17 protein-coding genes and 1 tRNA gene are annotated in these 19879 nt (G+C 70.0%); 8 read left to right on the forward strand and 10 right to left on the reverse strand.

What is annotated here, in order from left to right; translation table 11 throughout:
- Positions 1-2 precede the first annotated feature (2 nt).
- Both frc and ACZ5K7_RS25420 read right to left on the reverse strand, forming a co-directional pair.
- Positions 3-1235, reverse strand: coding sequence for a formyl-CoA transferase (frc, locus tag ACZ5K7_RS25415; protein ID WP_351699154.1), 1233 nt, complete (start codon positions 1233-1235; stop codon positions 3-5).
- Positions 1236-1246: 11 nt separating this feature from the next.
- Positions 1247-2929: a thiamine pyrophosphate-binding protein gene (locus ACZ5K7_RS25420; protein ID WP_468916430.1), complete on the reverse strand. Its 1683-nt coding sequence runs from the start codon at positions 2927-2929 to the stop codon at positions 1247-1249.
- Positions 2930-3116: 187 nt separating this feature from the next.
- Here ACZ5K7_RS25420 and sucC point away from each other — a divergent pair, with 187 nt between their 5' ends.
- From sucC to ACZ5K7_RS25435, 3 genes are read left to right on the forward strand one after another with little or no spacing between them, the layout of a single operon-like run.
- Positions 3117-4247, forward strand: a complete 1131-nt coding sequence (sucC, locus tag ACZ5K7_RS25425; RefSeq protein WP_468916432.1) for an ADP-forming succinate--CoA ligase subunit beta — start codon at positions 3117-3119, stop codon at positions 4245-4247.
- 11 nt (positions 4248-4258) lie between these two features.
- Positions 4259-5155, forward strand: a complete 897-nt coding sequence (sucD, locus tag ACZ5K7_RS25430) for a succinate--CoA ligase subunit alpha (protein WP_351699160.1) — start codon at positions 4259-4261, stop codon at positions 5153-5155.
- Between the two features lie 3 nt (positions 5156-5158).
- Positions 5159-6712 (forward strand): aldehyde dehydrogenase family protein, encoded by a 1554-nt coding sequence (locus ACZ5K7_RS25435; protein ID WP_468916435.1) that lies wholly within the window; start codon positions 5159-5161, stop codon positions 6710-6712.
- Here the strand turns inward: ACZ5K7_RS25435 and ACZ5K7_RS25440 are convergent.
- Positions 6702-6959, reverse strand: a complete 258-nt coding sequence (locus tag ACZ5K7_RS25440; protein ID WP_468916438.1) for a hypothetical protein — start codon at positions 6957-6959, stop codon at positions 6702-6704. The two genes, ACZ5K7_RS25435 and ACZ5K7_RS25440, sit on opposite strands and share 11 nt — an antisense overlap.
- Positions 6960-7401: 442 nt before the next feature.
- On the opposite strand from ACZ5K7_RS25440, the gene ACZ5K7_RS25445 reads away from it, so the two are divergent.
- Positions 7402-7486, forward strand: a tRNA-Leu gene (locus ACZ5K7_RS25445).
- A gap of 143 nt (positions 7487-7629) precedes the next feature.
- Here ACZ5K7_RS25445 and ACZ5K7_RS25450 read toward each other — a convergent pair.
- The 5 genes from ACZ5K7_RS25450 to ACZ5K7_RS25470 all read right to left on the reverse strand — a co-directional run bounded on the left by ACZ5K7_RS25450 (position 7630) and on the right by ACZ5K7_RS25470 (position 12289).
- Positions 7630-8367: a recombinase family protein gene (locus tag ACZ5K7_RS25450; RefSeq protein ID WP_468916441.1), complete on the reverse strand. Its 738-nt coding sequence runs from the start codon at positions 8365-8367 to the stop codon at positions 7630-7632.
- Positions 8368-8482: 115 nt separating this feature from the next.
- Positions 8483-8947: a hypothetical protein gene (locus tag ACZ5K7_RS25455; RefSeq protein WP_351699169.1), complete on the reverse strand. Its 465-nt coding sequence runs from the start codon at positions 8945-8947 to the stop codon at positions 8483-8485.
- A gap of 352 nt (positions 8948-9299) precedes the next feature.
- Positions 9300-9986 carry a DUF6308 family protein gene (locus ACZ5K7_RS25460; protein WP_468916444.1) on the reverse strand — a complete coding sequence of 229 codons (687 nt, stop codon included), beginning with the start codon at positions 9984-9986 and terminating at the stop codon, positions 9300-9302.
- A gap of 260 nt (positions 9987-10246) precedes the next feature.
- Positions 10247-10585, reverse strand: coding sequence for a thioredoxin family protein (locus ACZ5K7_RS25465; protein ID WP_468916445.1), 339 nt, complete (start codon positions 10583-10585; stop codon positions 10247-10249).
- 564 nt (positions 10586-11149) lie between these two features.
- Positions 11150-12289 (reverse strand): PucR family transcriptional regulator, encoded by a 1140-nt coding sequence (locus tag ACZ5K7_RS25470; protein ID WP_468916446.1) that lies wholly within the window; start codon positions 12287-12289, stop codon positions 11150-11152.
- An 87-nt stretch (positions 12290-12376) separates the two neighbouring features.
- Between ACZ5K7_RS25470 and ACZ5K7_RS25475 the strand changes: the two genes are divergently transcribed.
- Positions 12377-13432, forward strand: a complete 1056-nt coding sequence (locus ACZ5K7_RS25475; RefSeq protein WP_351699178.1) for a ferredoxin reductase — start codon at positions 12377-12379, stop codon at positions 13430-13432.
- Between the two features lie 7 nt (positions 13433-13439).
- Positions 13440-14573 (forward strand): fatty acid desaturase family protein, encoded by a 1134-nt coding sequence (locus tag ACZ5K7_RS25480; RefSeq protein ID WP_468916448.1) that lies wholly within the window; start codon positions 13440-13442, stop codon positions 14571-14573.
- Positions 14574-15077: 504 nt separating this feature from the next.
- On the opposite strand, the gene ACZ5K7_RS25485 is transcribed toward ACZ5K7_RS25480, so the two are convergent.
- Together ACZ5K7_RS25485 and ACZ5K7_RS25490 are read right to left on the reverse strand one after the other, a co-directional pair.
- Positions 15078-17339: a WD40 repeat domain-containing protein gene (locus tag ACZ5K7_RS25485; RefSeq protein WP_468916451.1), complete on the reverse strand. Its 2262-nt coding sequence runs from the start codon at positions 17337-17339 to the stop codon at positions 15078-15080.
- 14 nt (positions 17340-17353) lie between these two features.
- The gene (locus tag ACZ5K7_RS25490) at positions 17354-17905 is read right to left on the reverse strand and encodes a hypothetical protein (RefSeq protein ID WP_468916453.1); all 552 of its coding nucleotides are present in this window, start codon (positions 17903-17905) and stop codon (positions 17354-17356) included.
- A gap of 433 nt (positions 17906-18338) precedes the next feature.
- Here ACZ5K7_RS25490 and ACZ5K7_RS25495 point away from each other — a divergent pair, with 433 nt between their 5' ends.
- On the forward strand, positions 18339-18974 hold the full coding sequence (locus ACZ5K7_RS25495; RefSeq protein ID WP_468916456.1) for a GntR family transcriptional regulator: 636 nt from the start codon (positions 18339-18341) through the stop codon (positions 18972-18974).
- 209 nt (positions 18975-19183) lie between these two features.
- A complete protein-coding gene (locus ACZ5K7_RS25500; RefSeq protein WP_351699188.1) occupies positions 19184-19756 on the forward strand; it encodes an SMI1/KNR4 family protein in 573 nt (190 codons plus the stop codon).
- Positions 19757-19879: the final 123 nt, after the last annotated feature.

The following is a 19879-nucleotide window of genomic DNA, read 5'->3' on the forward strand; positions in this document are numbered from 1 at the left end:
CGTCAGATCACTCCGTTCGACTTGAGCAGGCGCAACTCTTCGTCGCCCAGACCGAGTTCGCCGATGTAGACCTCTGCGTTGTGCTCGCCGAGGAGCGGTGAACTGGTCACGTCCACGGGGGAGTCGGAGAGCTTGAGCGGGCTGCCGACGGTGACGAACTCGCCGCGCTCGGGGTGCGGGACGGTGACCACCATCTCGTTGGCGACCAGCGACTCGTCCTCGATGATCTCCTTGGTGGAGAGGATCGGCCCGCACGGGATGTTGTGGGCGTTGAGCTGCTCCAGCACCTTCCACTTGGGGAGCGTCGAGGACCACTCCTCGATCAGCTGGAACATCTTGTTGAGCTTGGGCAGACGGGCCTCCGGGGTCGCCCACTCCGGGTCGTCCGCGAGCTCCGGCCGGCCGATCAGCCGGGTGATCGGCTGCCAGCCGACCGGCTGCACGATGACGTACACGTAGTCGTTCGGGCCGCCCGGCGCGCACTGGACCGCCCAGCCGGGCTGGCCGCCGCCGGAGGCGTTGCCGGAGCGGGGCACCTGGTCGCCGAAGTCCTCGTTGGGGTACTCGGCGAGCGGCCCGTGCACCAGGCGCTGCTGGTCGCGCAGCTTCACCCGGCAGAGGTTGAGCACGGCGTGCTGCATGGCGACGTTGACCCGCTGGCCGCGTCCGGTGTGCTCCCGCTGGAAGAGCGCCGCCAGTATCCCGGCCACGGTATGCACCCCTGTGCCGGAGTCACCGATCTGCGCGCCCGTGGCCAGCGGCGGCCCGTCCTCGAATCCGGTGGTGGCCATCGAGCCGCCCATCGCCTGGGCGACGACCTCGTACGCCTTGAAGTCGGTGTACGGGCCTTCCCCGAACCCCTTGATGGACGCGTACACGATCCGGGGGTTGATCTCCTTGATGCGGTCCCAGGTGAACCCCATCCGGTCGACCGCGCCGGGACCGAAGTTCTCGACCATCACGTCCGAGCGGCGTATCAGCTCGGTGAGGAGCTCCTTGCCGCGCTCGGTCTTGGTGTTGAGGGTGATGCTCCGCTTGTTGCAGTTGAGCATCGTGAAGTAGAGGGAGTCGACGTCCGGGAGGTCACGCAGCTGCTTGCGTGTGATGTCACCGGTCGGTGCCTCCAGCTTGACGACGTCCGCGCCAAGCCAGGCGAGCAGCTGGGTGGCGGACGGCCCCGACTGGACGTGCGTCATGTCGAGGACGCGGATGCCTTCGAGTGCCTTGGTGGTCATCGGCGGTCACCTCACTTGTACATGGTCTGGTTCATGGTTCCGGGGGCGTACGCGTCCGGGTCGACCCAGACGTTGATCAGCGACGGCTTGCCCGACTCCCTGGCCCGGCGCAGCGCGGGGCCGATGTCGGCGGGGTCGCGGACCTCCTCGCCGTAACCGCCCAGCATCTGGGCGAACTTGTCGTAGTGGACGTCCCCGAGGGTGTTGCCGACCCGCTCGCGCTCCTTGCCGTACTTGGCGGCCTGGCCGTAACGGATCTGGTTCATCGAGGAGTTGTTGCCGACGATCCCGACGAAGGGGAGGTCGTAGCGGACCAGCGTCTCGAAGTCCCAGCCGGTGAGCGAGAACGCGCCGTCGCCGAAGAGGGCGACCACCTCCTTGTCGGGGCGGGCCTGCTTGGCGGCGAGCACGAAGGGGACGCCGACGCCGAGGGTGCCGAGCGGGCCCGGGTCCATCCAGTGGCCAGGGGACTTGGGCTGCACGACCTGCCCGGAGAAGGTGACGATGTCACCGCCGTCGCCGATGTAGATCGAGTCCTCGGTGAGGAAGTCGTTGATCTCGCTGACCAGGCGGTAGGGGTGGATGGGGGAGGCGTCCGAGCGGAGTTGAGGCAGCCGCTTCTCCAGTGCGGTCTGCTCGGCGGCGCGCAGCTCGTCGAGCCACTCCTTGCGCCGGGAGGCCCCGCCGTTGACGCGTCCGGAGGCGGCCTCGGTCACCGACTTCAGCACCAGGCCCGCGTCGCCGACGATCCCGAGGTCGATGTCGCGGTTCTTGCCGACCGTGCGGTAGTCGAGGTCGATCTGCACGACGGTCGCGGCGGGGGAGAGGCGCTTGCCGTAGCCCATGCGGAAGTCGAAGGGCGTGCCGACGATCACGATGACGTCGGCGTTGGAGAACGCGTACCGGCGGGAGAGCTGGAAGTGGTGCGGGTCGCCGGGCGGCAGGGTGCCGCGTCCGGCGCCGTTCATGTACGCCGGGACGTTGAGGGTGCGGACCAGCTCGATGGCGGCCGCGGTGCCGCGGGTCGTCCAGACCTGGCTGCCCAGCAGGATGGCCGGCTTCTCCGCGTGCACGAGGAGGTCGGCGAGCTTCTCGATCGCCTCCGGGTCGCCGGCCGAGCGGGTGGAGGCCCGGTAGGCGCCGGACCTGGGGACGCGCGCCTTCTCCGCCGGGACCTTGGCGTCCAGGACGTCGCGCGGTATCTCCAGGAAGGAGGGGCCGGGAGCGCCGTGGTAGCACTCGCGGAACGCCATGGAGACCATGTCGGCGGCGCGGGCGGTGTCCGGGACGGTCGCCGCGAACTTGGTGATCGGCGCCATCATGTCGACGTGCGGAAGGTCCTGCAGGGACCCCATCTTGTGCTGGGTGAGCGCACCTTGGCCGCCGATCAGCAGCATCGGGGACTCCGCGCGGAAGGCGTTGGCGACCCCGGTGACGGCGTCGGTCGTCCCCGGACCGGCGGTGACGACCGCGCAGCCGGGCCTGCCGGTGATACGTGCGTAGCCGTCGGCGGCGTGGGCCGCCACCTGCTCGTGGCGGACGTCGACGACTTCTATGCCCTCGTCTACGCAGCCGTCGTAGATGTCGATGATGTGGCCGCCGCAGAGGGTGTAGATGCGGTCGACCCCCTCGGCCTTCAGTGCCTTGGCAACGAGATGACCACCGGAAATCACGTCCTGGGTGTCGTCGGGCATGGCGAAGTCCTGTCCCTTCGTAGGGGGTGGGATGCCGTCTTCGTACATTGCATACAGTCGACGAATACTGTATGAAGCTTGTTATCCCGCATCCGGTGGGTGGTGTCCAGGGGGCGTGCGGCACTTTTCAGTCATCGGAGTTCGGCCTCTCGATGACTTCTGGATGACTTCGCAGACAGGAGCCGGAATGGACCTGTACGAACACCAGGCAAGGGAACTCTTCGAGGAACACGGCATCGTGGTGCCGAGGGCCGAGGTCACCGACTCGCCCAAGGAGGCCCGCGAGATCGCCCGCAGGCTCGGCGGCCGGGTCGTAGTGAAGGCGCAGGTCAAGACCGGCGGCCGGGGCAAGGCGGGTGGCGTCAAGCTCGCCGCCGACCCGGCCGCCGCGGAACTGACGGCCCGGCAGATCCTGGGCATGGACATCAAGGGGCACACGGTCGGCAAGGTGATGCTGGCCCAACCCGTGGAGATCGACAGCGAGTTCTACGTCTCGTACGTCCTGGACCGCGCGGCGGGCACCTTCCTCGCGATCGCCTCCGCCGAGGGCGGCATGGAGATCGAGGAGGTGGCCGCGACCCGTCCCGAGGCGGTGGCCCGGGTGCCCGTCGATCCCGCCGTGGGCGTCACCTCCGCCAAGGCCCAGGAGATCGCCGGGGCCGCCGGACTGCCACCGCAGACGGTGGACGTCCTGGTCCGGCTCTGGGAGGTGCTGGTCCGCGAGGACGCCCTGCTCGTCGAGGTGAACCCGCTCGTGCGGACCAAGGAGGGCCGGATCCTGGCGCTCGACGGCAAGGTCACCCTTGACGACAACGCCCGCTTCCGGCAGGCCCGTTGGGGCGCGGACGAGGACGGGCACCACGATCCGCTGGAGGCGACCGCCGCAGCCAAGGGCCTCAACTACGTCAAGCTGGACGGCGAGGTCGGCATCATCGGCAACGGCGCCGGCCTGGTGATGTCCACCCTGGACGTGGTGGCCGGCTGCGGCGCGAGCCCCGCCAACTTCCTGGACATCGGCGGCGGAGCCTCCGCCCAGATCATGGCCGACGGGCTCTCGGTGATCCTCTCCGACCCGGCCGTGAAGTCGGTCTTCGTCAACGTCTTCGGGGGGATCACGGCGTGCGACGCGGTCGCCGACGGGATCGTGCGGGCCCTGGAGACCGTCCGGCTGACCAAACCGCTGGTGGTCCGCCTCGACGGCAACAACGCGGTCCGCGGCCGGGCGATCCTCGACGGCCGCGCGCACCCCCTGGTCGAACAGGCCACCACCATGGACGGCGCCGCCCGCCGGGCCGCCGAACTCGCCCACACCGCCTGAGGAGCCGGGACATGGCGATCTACCTCACCAAGGAGAGCAAGGTCCTCGTCCAGGGCATGACCGGCGGCGAGGGCATGAAGCACACCCGGCGGATGCTCGCCGCCGGGACGGACGTCGTCGGCGGGGTCAACCCGCGCAAGGCCGGGCAGAGCGTCGACTTCGACGAGCGTGCGGTCCCGGTCTTCGGCACGGTCGCGGAGGGCATGGCCGCGACCGGCGCCGATGTCACCGTCGTCTTCGTGCCGCCCGCCTTCGCCAAGGCGGCGGTCCTGGAGGCCGCCGACGCCGGCATCGGCCTCGCGGTCGTGATCACCGAGGGCATCCCGGTCCATGACTCAGTGTCCTTCACGTCGTACGCGAAGCGGAACGGCACCCGGATCATCGGCCCCAACTGCCCCGGCCTGATCACCCCCGGCCAGTCCAACGCGGGCATCATCCCCGCCGACATCACCAAGCCGGGCCGGATCGGACTCGTCTCCAAGTCGGGCACCCTGACCTACCAACTCATGTACGAGCTACGGGACATCGGCTTCTCCACCTGTGTGGGCATCGGCGGCGACCCGGTCGTCGGCACGAACCACATCGACTGCCTGGCCGCCTTCCAGGAGGACCCCGACACCGAACTCGTCGTCCTCATAGGGGAGATCGGCGGCGACGCGGAGGAACGGGCCGCCGCCTACATCCGGGAGCACGTCACCAAGCCGGTCGTCGGCTACATCGCCGGGTTCACCGCGCCCGAGGGCCGGACCATGGGCCACGCGGGCGCGATCGTCTCCGGTTCGGCCGGCACCGCGCGGGCCAAGCAGCAGGCGCTGGAAGCGGTCGGGGTGCGGGTGGGGAGCACACCGACCGAGACCGCCCGGCTGGTCCTCGACCTGCTGGACGCACGGCAGCCGGAAGGGAGCTGAGCCATGGCCCTCGACGCTTCGATCCCTTTGGTCCAGAAGCCCGGCACCGGGTGGCGCGCCGCCTGGGCGCGCTGTCTCGCCCTCGCCCCCGAGGCCTTCCGCGACGACCGTGTCCTCAACCTCTGGGCAGGCACCTGGCAGCCCGACGGCCGGCCGCTGCCCGCGACCAGCCCCGTCGACGGCAGCCCCATCGCCGGCCCCCCACGGCTCGACCGCGGCACCGCGCACCGGGCCGTCCGCGCCTGCCTCGACCAGCACCGCGCCTGGCGGCACGTCCCGTTGGAAGAGCGCCGGGCCAGGGTGGCCGCCACCCTGGACGCCCTGACCGAACACCGCGAACTGCTCGCCCTGCTCCTGGTCTGGGAGATCGGCAAGCCCTGGCGGCTGGCCCAGGCGGACGTGGACCGGGCGATCGACGGGGTGCGCTGGTACGTCGACGGCATCGAGCCGATGCTCGCGGGACGCGCCCCGCTGGACGGGCCGGTGTCCAACATCGCCAGCTGGAACTACCCGATGAGCGTGCTCGTGCACGCGGTACTGGTGCAGGCCCTGGCGGGCAACGCGGTGGTGGCGAAGACCCCGACCGACGGCGGGGTCGCCTGTCTCACCCTGGCCTGCGCGCTGGCCGCCCGGGAGGGCCTGCCGGTCACACTGCTGAGCGGCAGCGGGGGCGAGCTGTCCGAGGTGCTGGTGCGGGCGCCGGAGATCGGCTGCGTCTCCTTCGTCGGCGGCCGGGACACCGGGGCCGCGGTGGCCACCGCCGTCGCCGACCTCGGCAAGCGGCACGTCCTCGAACAGGAGGGGCTCAACACCTGGGGCATCTGGGACTTCACCGGCTGGGAGGCGTTCACCGCCGTCGTCCCCAAGCTCTTCGACTACGGCAAGCAGCGCTGCACCGCCTACCCGCGCTTCGTCGTCCAGCGCGAGCTGTTCGACGAGTTCCTGACCGCCTACCTCCCGGCCGTCCGGGGCCTGCGGATCGGCCACCCCCTCGCGGTCGCCTACCCCGGCGACGCACTGCCCGAGCTGGACTTCGGCCCGTTGATCAACGCGGCCAAGGCCAAGGACCTGACCGACCAGGTCGCCGAGGCCGTCGACCGCGGCGCCGTCCCGCTGCACCGCGGCCGCCCGGCCGACGCTCGCTTCCTGCCCGGCCAGGACACCGCGGCGTACGTCCACCCGGTCACCCTCCTCAACCCGCCCCGGTCCTCACCCCTCCACCACGCGGAGCCCTTCGGTCCGGTCGACACGATCGTCCTGGTCGACACGGAGGCCGAACTGCTGGCCGCCATGAACGCGTCCAACGGCGCGCTGGTCGCCACCCTCTCCACCGACGGCGAGGCCACCTTCGCGCGGCTGGCCCCGCAGATCCGCGCCTTCAAGGTCGGCCACGGCGCACCGCGTTCACGCGGTGACCGGGACGAACTCTTCGGCGGCTTCGGCGCGTCCTGGCGGGGCGCCTTCGTCGGCGGTGAACTGCTGGTGCGCGCGGTGACACAGGGGCCGGTGGGGGAGCGGCTGCCGGGGAACTTCCCGGAGTACCAGCTCATGCCGTGAGGGCGAGCACCGAGGCCATGACCTCCTCGGCGAGCGGGCGGGCCACCCCCTGCGGGTAGGGGCGCGACAGGCTCAGCACGATGTGGTTCATCCCGGCCCGGACGAGGGCCGTGACCGTCGCCCGGGTGGCCGCGGGTTCGTCGTACGACACCAGGGCCCGGACCGAGCGGACGATCTCCACCGGACCCCGGCCAGGTCCGGCGCGGTGCGCGTCCAGCACCCGGGCGCGCTCGGCGACGGACTCCATCGTGCTGTGCCGGTGCTGTGCGGTGGTCCGGGCACGCGTTCCAGATGTCCGCGTGTTCGGCCGGCCGGACGCGGCAGCCGGGTGCCCCAGCCGCCGATGAGCAGCGGGGGACCCGGACGCCGCACCGGTCTGGGCTCGTTACGCGTGCCTTGAGCCGGCAGTACCCGCCCTCGAAGCCGGAGACGTCCTGGTCCGGATCGGCCTGGGGATCCGTACGGTCTCGTCGAGCCGGGCGAGGCCCTCGGCGGGCGGTAGGAGGGTGCGGCCGTGCGCCTGGTACGTACGAGCACCGCCCCTTCGGTAGTGATGCGGAGACGCACGGTGACGGCGCGCCCCACCTGCGGAGATGCCGACGGAAACGCAGGTGAAGGGCACTCCGAAAGCTTGGTATTGTTGTCCATGTCGCCGCGGGGAACACCCCCGGTCAGGCGGCAGACACCTGGTCCGGGTGGCGGAATGGCAGACGCGCTAGCTTGAGGTGCTAGTGCCCTTTATCGGGCGTGGGGGTTCAAGTCCCCCCTCGGACACATCATTGCCCCCTGAGCCGCGTTTCACGGGCAGGGCAGACTGGCACCCGCCTCCGGCTTCCGGCCGGGCGCGGGTGTTCTGTCGTCTCGGCAGGCTTGTGACTTCCTCCTTTATGATCTTGCGTGTGCTGCTGCGGTGCCGGTCAGCCGATGGCGATCCTTTCTCCTCGTGGAGTGTCTGCGGTCAGGGTCCGAGTGGTCGGGTTGAAGATCATGGATATCGATTCGGCACGGAGGTAACGGAGGTACTCGACCGCGGCGACCGGTGTCGGTGGAGCTGCTGTTTCGTTCAGGGCGGCCGCGTGGTCGGTGAGGCGGATGATCAGAGCGGGCAGGTGGGGCAGGACGTGGTCTTCGCGGACGTAGGCGTTGGGCGTCCGGTGGGTCAGGGGCGGGGCGGCGCTGGAGTGGCCGTGCCGGCACCGGTAGGCGGGGCGGCGGGTCCAGTGGGACTCCATCCGGCGCCCGCACATTCCACACCGCAGTAATCCCGCCAGGGTGTACGTCCGTCCCGGCGCCGTGAGTCGGCCGGCGTGAGTGTGCTGGACCGTGACGAAGTCGGCTTCGCTGACCAGTGCCGGGTGTGCCGGTGTCGTTGAGATGATCCAGTCGGTGGGGGTGTTCCAGCGCATCACGTCGCGGTGGCCGAGGCTGGTGTTGGCGGGGTCGATGAGGTCGTGGTCGGTGCGCTGCCGGTTCCAGACCTGGCGGCCGGTGTAGCGGGGGTTGGCCAGGATGGTGCGTACCGTGGTGAGGATCCACCGTCGGCTGGTCGGGTGCGGGTTGCGGTCTGGGTCGGCGGCGGAGGGGCTGGGGATGCCGGCATCGTTGAGGGCGCGGGTGATGCGGGCGACGCTGTGCCCGGCCAGGCGCTGGGGCAAAGATCCAGGACACGATCGGCCCGCACTCGGGGTCGACGTCCAGACGCTGCATGCGTACACCGCGACGGGCCAGCGCCCGGTTGGGGTGCGGGCCGGCATCCACGAGGCGGTAGCCCTAGGGTGGGCGGCCGCCGAGGTAGCGGCCTTGGTCGCGGGTCTGCACGGTCATCGCCGTGCGGGTGCGGATCCGGGCACGGGCGATCTCCCCCTTGGACAGGATGCCGAGCAGGATCATCAGCTCCTCCTGTCCGGCGGTCTGCGGATCCACCGCGCCGCCCAGCTCCGGCACCCACATCTCGATGCCGTAGTGGCCGAAGAGCGGGGCCATGGTGGCGAACTGGTTGCCGTAGAAGGCGCGTTCACTGGAGCCAATGACGACCGCCTCGAAAATCCGGTCAGGGTCGGCCATCCCCGCCAGCAGGGCCGCCGCCTCCGGACGGCGAGCCCAGGGCACGGTACGGCTGCGCCCGGTGTCGAAGAACTCGGCGACGATCCGTCCATGTCCGGAGACCAGAGCCTGAGCGCCGAGCAGTTGCCAGGCCCGCGACGTGTTCGCGTCCTGATGGTCCTCGGTCGACACCCGGCCATAGAACGCGAATCGCCGGCCACTAGCGGGCGGCACACTGGCGGGGCAGGAGCAGGGAGACCAACTCCTGGCCCAATCCGTCACAAGCACCTGGGCCGCAGGGGGTCATCGGTGCGCCTGACCGTCTGCTGTGACTCTGTCATCATTGGCGCCTCCGCTTAGCCGTCATGGCCGGCCATACCGTGGACATGCCCGGACCGGGGTACCGGCCGTTCCTGAGGTGCAGCATGTTGACCCGAACGAGTGAAGATCGGTGTGTAACGTGGTGCGCGCCGACGCCCTGAGAGGGACGTGGATCACCGGTCTCACGGAACCGCCGTGCGACTGGACCGGACGGCCCGACAGCTCAGCTCGTCGAGTCCTGACCCCGTGGTCCTTGGTGCATCCAGGCGATGACGTCGAATACGCGCAGGATCCCGATGTCGTCCCCGATGCCGGCCTTGTGACGGAGACGGGCCAACTGATCGCAAAGGGCGCCGTTGTCGGTCCGGAGGGCTGGTGCCAGCGCCGCCCAGAAGGAGTGATCCGTCCTCGGGCGCTGGAAGAGTTGCTTGATGCGAATGTCGTAGACCGGGATCAGATGGGGCCGCTTGCGGGCCAGGAGCTTGCCCGCGATCACTGGGCCACTGCCGTCGGGCTTCTTCTGGTATTTCGTCGTTCTGTCAGCCAGGCGTTCCCATAGCTCCCACGCAGGCCCATCCTTCGCCATCAGTCGATCGCTCGCAGGATCTTCCAGGCGGGCGTGGCGAGGGATCAGTGAGAGCAAGCGCGTCCACTGCCCGTCGGGGTCAGTCAGCAAGTTGATGGCACCATGGGGCTTGAGCGAGACTCCTAGCATGGTGATGGCGACCAAGTCGTTGGTGTTGAAGCGGTTCGCTGCGTGCTCGGCGTCCCCACCACCACCCAGGCGCTCGAAGTGCGCGCCGGAGTAGAACAGATCGCCGCTCAAGCGTCGGCGGGTGAAGTACTCGACCAGCAGCTGCACTGCCTTCTCGTCGTCCCAGAAAATATCCGGGATCTTCAGTCCGATCACCGCGAAGCCCCCCCAAGTCGCCTTGCTGCCGGTGACGCGCGCGGTGCATGGTACACACACCAGCTCGGACCCTGTGCGTGCCCGCCAGCGACGATGGCGGCTCGGCCAGAGGGCCAACTGCTCAGCGAGCCCCGGCTGGTGGGTGGTCCGCGAGCACGGCATGCTCGTCAGGGGGTGTCTCAGCCCCAAGGTGTCTCAGGCGGCGCATCTCCCATAGACGGGACGTGACGGGCGTCGCAGCCACGTGCCGCGGCGGCCGCTCAGAGGTGGCCGTCCAGGACCTTCCGTACCTCGGTGATGGTCATGGGCCCCGTGCCGTGCGCCACCGCCTCTCCCTCCTTCAGCAGGACGTAGGACGGGGCTCCGGTGATCCCGTATCGCTCGGTTGCGGCCGGACAACGCGTGATGTCGGCGCGGACGGCCGTCAGGCGGCCCGTGTAGTCGTCGGCGATGCCACCGACGGCGAGGTCCATCACCCGGCAGGGCTCGATTGCCTTGGGCCATGTCCCGGTGAAGTACGCGAGGACCGGAACTCCGCTCATCCCGAGGATGAAATCGAACTCCGCGTCCTCACGGGGTCGGTGAACCCGCTTCGTCATGGAAGCTCCTGACCTCACGTTCCGTCATTGCATCCCCATCATCCCTCGCGCGGTGTGCCAGGCCGGCCCGGTCGGCGTCCGGTTGACCTGCCGGAAGGGAGGCACGGGGCCGTCGCAGAACCACGGTGGTCCCCGGCACGAGCGGCCCGGCCCCAGGCAGCCCCTGGTGACCCGGCCTGGCCGCCCCGCTGGTCACCCAGCTGCAGCCCGCCGCGCGCCCGTGGGTCAGCTCGTGCCAGGACGGTGCCCTCCACGACGACATGAAAGCCGTTTTCCAGGCCATAGCGGCCCAGATCGTCGACTAGATGCTCGATGAGCGCGTCGACGAGCGGGCCGGTACGCATCGTCCACCGGATCCAGTCGAGCCGTATCCGCCACCCCGCTTCTCAGAGACAGCGCCCCCGACGGGCTTCCCGAGGACTTTTCCGGTCTTCACATCAACCCCCGGTCTCAGCCTGGCTGATACCGCTCTTCCCGGGCCGCGTGAGCCGGCTGATGGCACCGAGAACGAGGCACGAGTCCTGGACCGCTCGCGGATGCGGTCGTGGACGGTCGACGTACGCGTCAGCTGACCTGGAGACCGACCGCCAGCGTCAGTTCAAGGACCCGGTGTGGCGATGCGAGATCCGGAAACAGCTCCCGCAGCTGCGACATCCGGTACCGGACCGTCTGGGGATGGACGAACAACGCCGCCGCCACCTCGTCCCGCCTGCCCTGGTGCAGCAGCCACGCCCGCAACGTCTCCTCCAGTCGCCGTGCGGTCGCGACAGGCAGGGTCCGCAACGGTGTGAGGGCTCGGGCACGCAGGTCTGTGAACGCGTCCACGTCGGCGCTCAGCACCAGCTCGGGCAGGTGGTCCTCGGTGTCGCGAATATCAGAGGAGAGGGAGCGCGCGCGTAGGGCTCGTGCGTACGAGGCGGACGCACGAGTCCATGGCCGGGCCGGGCCGACCACGGCGGTGCGGTCGGTCAGCTGCCGCAAGAGATGTGACCGGTCGGCATCGGGGACCAGCAGCACACCGGTGGCGTCCGGCAGATCGTCGAGGACGAGGGTGCTGGGGTCGAACGCGCGGTAGGCGGGCCGGGCCTGGGCGGCGGGCAGCAGGACCGCGGTCAGTGACACCGGGGGCTGCCACCCGGCCCGTTGAGCGGAGGCGAGCAGCACGTCCGGGCTCGCGCCGGCGAGGAGGTCGCGGGCCAGGTGTTCCAGGTGGCGCTCCTGGGCCCTGCCCCGGGCGGCCAGTTCGTCGGCGTGGCCCGCGGCGCTCGCGGCGGAGAGTTCGTCGATGTAGGCGAAGGTCAGCTCGGCGAACTTGGCGACCTCGGCGGCGGGCAGACCCGCGGGTACGGCACCCGCCGCCAGGCACCGCCAGGCCACCCGGGCACCGACGCGGTAGGCGCTGAGCAGGGCATCCATCGAACGGCCGTCGCGCACCTCGCCGCGGCCCAGCTCGTAGGCGGCGTCACCGGCGTCGCCCCCCGTGGCGTTCCCGCTCGCGAGGTCCAGGTAGTTCCCCAGGGCGGTGCGGACGGCTCGGCGGATGGTGACGCCCATGCGGCCCGAAAGGGCATTGGCGTAGGAGGGGACCTCGTCGATGATCGCCTCGACGACCTCGTCGGCGGTGCTCGTCAGCGCGGCCCGAAGCGCGGTGACCGTCGTCTCATCCAGGGCCAGTTCGCTGGCCCTCTGGATTGCATGGCTCACGTTTTTGTTCCCTGCGAACAATTCGACCGACCAGATTCACGTCCTGCGGTCAGGACTTTACGCCCTGCGGCGCAGCAAGCTGGAGCCATGACGAGTGCACCCCTTCGCAGCAGGGCGTGGAAACTGCTGGAGATGGTCACGACCCCGCTGCTGCCGTCGGACTACCTCGACCTGGTCAGCCCGCTGCGTGCGGGCGCCGACCTGCGTGGGCGCATCGAGGCCGTACATCCCGAGACGGGTGACGCCGCGACCATCGTGATCAGGCCGGGACGGGGCTGGCGCGGCCACACGGCCGGCCAGTACGTGCGGATCGGGGTCGACGTCGACGGAGTGCGCCTGTGGCGTGCCTACTCCCTCACCTCGCCGACCAACCGCCAGGACGGCCGCGTCACGATCACCGTGAAGGCGATCCCGGACGGCAAGGTCAGCAACCACCTGGTCCGCAGGACCAGACCGGGAACGCTGATCCAGCTCGACCAGGCGACCGGTGACTTCGTGCTGCCGCGGGCCAAGCCCGCCAAGGTGCTCTACCTGACGGCCGGCAGCGGCATCACACCCGTGATGGGCATGCTGCGCGACACCGAGTTCGACGACGTCGTCATGGTCCACAGCGCGCCACAGCCGCACGACGTGATCTTCCGCAGCGAACTGCACGACCTGGTCGCGGACAAGAAGCTGCGACTCACCGAGGTGCACTCCGACACGGACGGCATGCTCGACATCACCCGCCTCGACGAACTCGTGCCCGACTGGGCCGAGCGCGAGACCTGGGCCTGCGGGCCCGCGGGCCTGCTCGACGCCGCCGAGAAGCACTGGGCCGAGCACGGCGTACAGGAGCGCCTGCACACCGAACGCTTCCGCCCCAACATCGTCGTCACCGGCGACGGCGGCGAGGTCACGTTCAGCGCCACCGGCAAGACCGTCGACGCGGACGGCTCCACGCCGTTGCTGGACATCGGTGAAGAGGCCGGCGTGCTCATGCCCTCCGGGTGCCGCATGGGCATCTGCTTCGGCTGCGTCACGCCGCTCAAGGCGGGCGCCGTCCGCGACCTGCGCACCGGCGAGATCACCGAAGCCGAGCCGGGCGTCCTCATCCAGACCTGCGTGTCCGCCGCCGCGGGCCCCTGCGACATCGAACGGTAGGAGCACCTTGACCGCCATCGACCCCACCGCCCACCTGACCGCGGAGCAGATCGAGGAGCTAGGCCGCGAGCTGGACGCGATCCGCGACGAGGTGATCGCCGGCCGCGGCGAGAAAGACGCCGCCTACATCCGCAAGGTCATCTCGGCGCAGCGCAAGCTCGAACTGGTCAGCAGGGGCGTCCTCCTGTTCTCGTTCTTCCCGCCCGCGTGGCTGATCGGCACCGCCGGTCTGTCCGTGGCGAAGATCATGGACAACATGGAGATCGGCCACAACATCCTGCACGGCCAGTGGGACTGGATGCGGGACCCGAAGATCCACTCCACCACCTGGGAGTGGGACCATGTCTCGCCGGCCGACCAGTGGAAGCACTCGCACAACGAGCTGCACCACACGTACACCAACGTGATCGGCAAGGACAACGACCTCGGTTACGGCATCATGCGCGTGGACGAGGACCAGAAGTGGCACCCGATCCACCTCGGCCAGCCGCTGTGGAACTTCATCAACGCCTGCTTCTTCGAGTACGGCATCGCGGCGTACGACCTGGAGCTCGGCAAGAACCTGCACAAGCGCCGCCGCAACAACCCGGAGTTCCGGGCGCGGGCCAGGGCCGTGGGCCGCAAGATCCGCAAGCAGGTGCTCAAGGACTACGTGATCCACCCGCTGCTGTCGGGCCCGTCGTTCCTCCCCACGCTCGCCGCCACGTTCACCGCGAACCTGGTCCGCAACGTCTGGTCCCACTCGGTGATCATGTGCGGGCACTTCCCCGAGGGCGTGCAGGTCTTCGAGCGCCGGTCGATCAAGGGCGAGACACGCGGCCAGTGGTACCTGCGCCAGATGATGGGCTCGGCGAACATCAGCGGCAGCAAGGCCATGCACTTCATGACCGGCAACCTGTCGCACCAGATCGAGCACCACCTGTTCCCGGACCTGCCGAGCAACCGGTACGCCGAGGTCGCGGTGAAGGTACGCGCGCTGTTCGAGAAGTACGAGCTGGAGTACGTCACAGGGCCGCTGCCCAAGCAGGTGTTCTCCGCGTGGCGCAAGGTCTTCCGGCTCTCGCTGCCGGACAAGAAGCCCGAGGTCAAGACGCCCGAGGTCAAGACGCCGGACCGCGAACAGGAGCTCGTCGCGGCCTGATTCCCGGTACTGGTTCAGATCTTTCAGCCGTACCGGCGGCACCGCCGGGCTCGGTGAGATCCGGTGCGGACGGTGGGCGACCTCGACGTCAGACCGTACGACACGGGAGGGATCCGGAGGTGTCTTGGTTTTCGTGCCGCAGGTCGGCGCCGTGACGGCCGGTCAGCTGGGAGCATGGCCGGGTGATCGCGTCCATGCTGTACAAGGAGCCTTTCCAACCTCGTGAGGTGTGCGCCGGGTTGGTCGCGGAGGGCGGTACAACGAAGTGAAGCTCCTGGTAGACGGGTTCACAACCAAGATCACCTGTTGGCGACCAGGAGCTTTCGTGCTTGTCTGCCCGTCCGGGACCGACCTGTCCGGTTCGAGCCTGCGGCTCCTCGCGCGTCACCGGCGCCGGCGCCGTCGTGAGTCGGCAGTCGATGGTGACGCCTGTCCACAGGCCGCCAGGCCCTGCTCAGGCTCGGGCACCTGCGGTGCGGCGATGTATCCGACGGTGCATCGCGTTCAGGTCGTCGTCCCGCTGCGGGGCTGCGTGACCGGGGTCAGGACCGCGACCTCCCAGCCGAAGCCCACCAGCAGTCGGCCGTCCGGGGTGAGTTTCACCGCATGGACGGGCGCGGGGAACACCAAGGGATGTCCGGTCGGACGGCCGGAGATCAGGTCCCACACCCGCACCGTCCCGTTCCGGCTGCCGCTGGCGGCGATCGGACGGCCGTCCGCCACTCCCGTCGCCACCGCCCGCACCTCCTCGGTGTGGCTGATGAGGGGGGCGCCGACGGGGCGCCCGGTGGTCAGGTCCCACACGCGCACCGTCCCGTCCCTGCTTCCGGTAACGGCGACCGGGTCACTGTCCACCACCGCGGTCGCCACCGCCGTTCCCATCGCCCTGACCAAGCCGATGCGGCCGGTCAGCGGATCGCCGACCGGGCGTCCAGTGGTCAGGTCCCAGACCCGCACCGTCGTGTCCCAACTTCCGGTGACCGCGACCGGGCGACCTCGCACCACTGCGGTCGCCACCGACCCCACCAGCCCGTAGTGGCCGGTGAGGGGCTCGCTGACGGGGCGGGTGGTGGTCAGGTCCCACACCCAGATCGTTCCGTCGTGGCCGCCGGCGACGGCCACCGGGGTCCCGGCCAGCACCGCCGTCGCCAGTGACCACACCGGCCCGGTGTGGCCGACGAGGGGTTGCCCCAAGGGCGCGCCGGTGGCCAGGTCCCACACCCGCACCGTTCCTTCCCAGCCACTGGTGAGGACGACCGTGCGGTCGTCCACCACGGCGGTGGCCAGCGCCTCCACGATGAGGGAGCCGGTGACAGGTGCGGCGGCGGGCCGACCGGTGGCCATGTCCCAGACCCGCACGGTCGCGTCCCGGCTGCTGGTGACCGCGACCGGGCGGCCGTCCACCACCGCCTCGGCCACGGCTCGCCCGTGGTCGGTGTGGCCGATACGGGGGGCGCCGACGGGGCGGCCGGGTGACAGGTCCCAGACGCGCACTTCTCCGTCCTCGTTGCCACCGGTGAGAGCGACCTGACGACCGTTCACCTCCGCGGTGGCCGCCGCCCACACCCCGTCGACATGGCCGGCCAGCGGTCTGCCGATGGGGCGGCCGGTGGCCAGGTCCCACACCCGCACCATCCCGGCCTGGCCGCCGCCGACCGCGACAGGACGGCCCTGCACCGTCCCGGTGGCCAGTGCCTGCACCCCGTCGGGGGCGCCGGTGAGGGGTTCGCCGCGCAGGCGCCCGGTGGTCAGGTCCCACACCCGCACGGTCCCGTCGTGGCTGCCGCTGACAGCCACCGGACGACCGTCCACCACCGCGGTGGCCAGGGCCCGCACCCCTGAGCTGTGACCGGTGAGCGGTTCGCCGACCGGGTGGCCGGTGGCCGGGTCCCACACCCGCACCGTCCCCTCCCAGGTGCCGGCGACGGCGACCGGGCGGCCGTCCACGACCCCCGCCGCCAGCGCCTCCACCGGGCCGTCGCGGCCGGTGAGGGGCTTGCCGACGGGCCGGCCGGTGGTCAGGTCCCACACCCGCACGGTCCCGTCCCGGCTGCTGCTCATGCCGAGCGGGCACCCGTCCGACACCACCGTCGCCACCGCTGTGACGCCTGCAGTGTGGCCGGTGAGGGGTGTGCTGACGGGGCGTCCGGTGGTCAGGTCCCAGAGCCGTACGGTCCCGTCCCGGCTGCCTCCGAAGACAACCGGGCAGTCCCGCACCACAGCCGTCGCCACCGCGCAGACCTCGCCGTCCAGGTCGGTGAGGGGTTCGCCGACGGGACTCCCGGCGGCCAGGTCCCACACCCGCACCGTGCGGTCGTAGCTGCTGCAGGTGACGGCGATCGGGCGCCCTCCGACGATCCCCGTCGCCACCCCGCGCACGCGCTCGGTGTGGCCGATCAGAGCCTGACGGAACCGGTGGTCGACCGTGCTGCCGGTGGCCCAGGCCACCTCCCATCGTCTGTCCGCACCGTCGTCGACCGGGACGGCGGTGAGCCGCGCCGACAGGCCCGGAGCCCCGTAGCGGGCGGCGTCCAGCGCCAGCATCTGCCGACGCACCCCCGGACCCGCCTGCCGGTGCAGATGCGCCGATGCCCGGTACACCGCTGCCGCCAACCGCCCGGCGGGCCCAGTGGCTGCTGCCAACAGCTCGAGCACCGCCTCGGGGTCGGCGTGTACCAGGAACGCCGGATCGAGGAACTTGGCTTCCGCACCGGCGGATTCGGCGTCAGCGCCCTCGACGCCCAGGCCATCGGACCAGCCATGCATGCCATCGCCCCCCATCAGCGCATCAGCCCCTCAAGGCGCGGCTCAGCCGGGCGGCTGCGGCGCAGGCGAAGATGCACCGGTCGCCACAGGGCCCAGGCCAGACCGAGCACGAGAGGGACCTGGAGAACCTGCTGGACCACCGCGGGGCCGGGAGCACTTCCCCGCTCGGCCGGGGCCAACCCCCGGGTGTCGACGGTCACCATGTAGGTGCCGCCCACCACCCAGTGCCAGCCGACGAGGGTGCCCCCCTGGATCGGGGCCAACGGTGGGCCGTCGAGGACGGAGACGGTGTAGGTCTCGGTACTCCCGCCGCTCATGCCGTCCTCGGCTACCTGGACCCCCAGGACCGTGACGTGTTCGGTGCGCCCGTGCTGGTGCAACTCGTTCTGGGCCAGCTCGGACCTCTGCAGGACCAAAGCCGCCAACAGACACAGCACGCCCAGGACCCACCGCAGGCCCAAGCGGCAGACGCCAGGAAGCAAGCAGGCACCCAGGAGCACCAGCACGCCCAGGAAGTCCATCCACTCGGCCTGCCTGAAGAAGGAGGTACGTGCGATCAGGCGCACGATCGCCCACAACCCGCACGCGCCCCCGACGCTTGCCGCAGCGGGACCCAGCCGTCGGATGAACGCTCCTGCCGTGGGGAGCCGTGGGCCCGACGGGATTCGTACGGCGTCCTCTTCGTCCGTGCCCATGCCCGTCCCCGTCCTCCACGCAACCCGCATGGTCCCCGGCAGCCACCGCACGAGGCTTCGACTCCACAAAGTAGAGATTGTTCAACGATCCTACAAGAGGTCATCCCTACGGACGTAGGCATCCCTCTCCCCTGGAATCCCCAACTGGGCAGATGGGGGCAGGTTTTGTTCAACGAGCATTCGAGGCACTCGGCAGATCCGGTGACGGTCGAGGAAGACGGATGGGCACAGCGCACTCGGCTCGTGGGTTGCCGGACTGGAGAGGGACCAAGACCAGCTCGGTCGCGGCAGCACCGCTGAGCGGGTGGCCGGTGTGCTACGCCGACGAGTGACGGAGGGTGATATCCCGCCCGGAACACGGTTGTCCGAGGAAGCCGTGGGGGCGGCCTTGGGCGTGTCCCGCAACACCTTGCGTGAGGCCTTCCGACTGCTGACCCATGAGCGGCTGCTGGTACACGAGTTGAACCGCGGCGTATTCGTACGCACCTTGGACGGCGACGACGTGGCACAGCTGTACCGGCTGCGCCGACTCGTGGAGGGCGCGGCCGTGCGGGAGGTGGCCGGCGCCCCCGACCGGGTGATCGAGGAGATCCGTGCATCCGTGGAGGAGGGCGAGCGGGCGGCAGCCGAGCAGCGCTGGCCCGATGTCGCCACCGCCGATCTGCATTTCCACCACGGCATCGTACGGCTGGCCGAATCACCACGACTGGCGGACTTCATGCTCCGCATCCACGCCGAACTGCGCCTGGCCTTCCATGCCATGGGCGACCTGCGGCGCTTCCACGCGCCCTGCCTCATCCGCAACCGTGAACTCTTGGCAGCCCTGGAGGCCCGGGACGCCCAGCAGGCAGAACTCCTGCTGTCGGTCTACCTCGCCGACGCCGAACGGCAACTGCTGCGCGCCTTCGCCGTCCGTGAACCGCTTTCATCCTCAGGCTGACGTGGCCAGGTGAAGGGTCAGGACTGCTTGGAGACCGGCCGAGGCGGGGTGGTGCGCCTGCGCGAGAGGATATGCCCCGCCGGCAACCTCGCCGTGCGCTGGTCCGGGCAGGAGGTACACCCTGCATCTCGAGGCACCTACGAGGCTCTCTCGACCCCGAGTTCTGGAAGTCTGCGGGGCACGAGGTACTGCTCTGACAGTCTGATGCCGTGGATGATCTCGTTGGTATTCAGAAGCCGCTCCGCCGTCTGACGGAGGCCGCTGAAGCGGTTGCGGAGCTGGAGCGCGCTGTGCCGGGCCTTGCCGCACTCCGCTTCGCGGTACCACTGGACCTCGACTGGACAAGGCTGGAAGCGAACTTGGGTCTGGCCTTGCCAGCCGACTACAAGCTGCTATGCGAGTTGTTTCCGGCGTTCGAACTCGGCAACTTCATGGCCTTCGGAGGGCCTGACCCCGGCCATGAGCATCTCTGGCCGAAGGGCGCACGCGAGGAGCTTGACATCATCGACGAGTGGCTCGGGTACGCCAACCTGACCGTCCCCCCGCGCACGTATCCCGCGCCGGGCGGCCTGCTGCCGTGGTCGACGTCGAACGAGGGTGACATCTTCCTGTGGAGCACCGGTGGGGAAGGGCCGGAGGAGTGGACGGTGACGGTTGCCTCACGCAACGGCGCCTGGTGGCACTACGAGGGCGGGGTGGCCCAGTTCATGGCGGACCTGGTCAGCGGCAGGCTGGAGCTGTGGGGGCTACCGTCGGTGAGCTGCGAGGTGAGTGCCCGCTGAGGAGCCGGCGGACGCGGCAGGTCGCCGATGAGCGGCAATGCCGACACAGCGGGGAAGTGCGTCGACGGCTTCAAGCTCCCGTGTCCCCGCAAGTCGTACGAGGGGTATTGACGGACCTCGCCG

It is taken from the genome of Streptomyces sp. NPDC031497 (assembly GCF_055580905.1).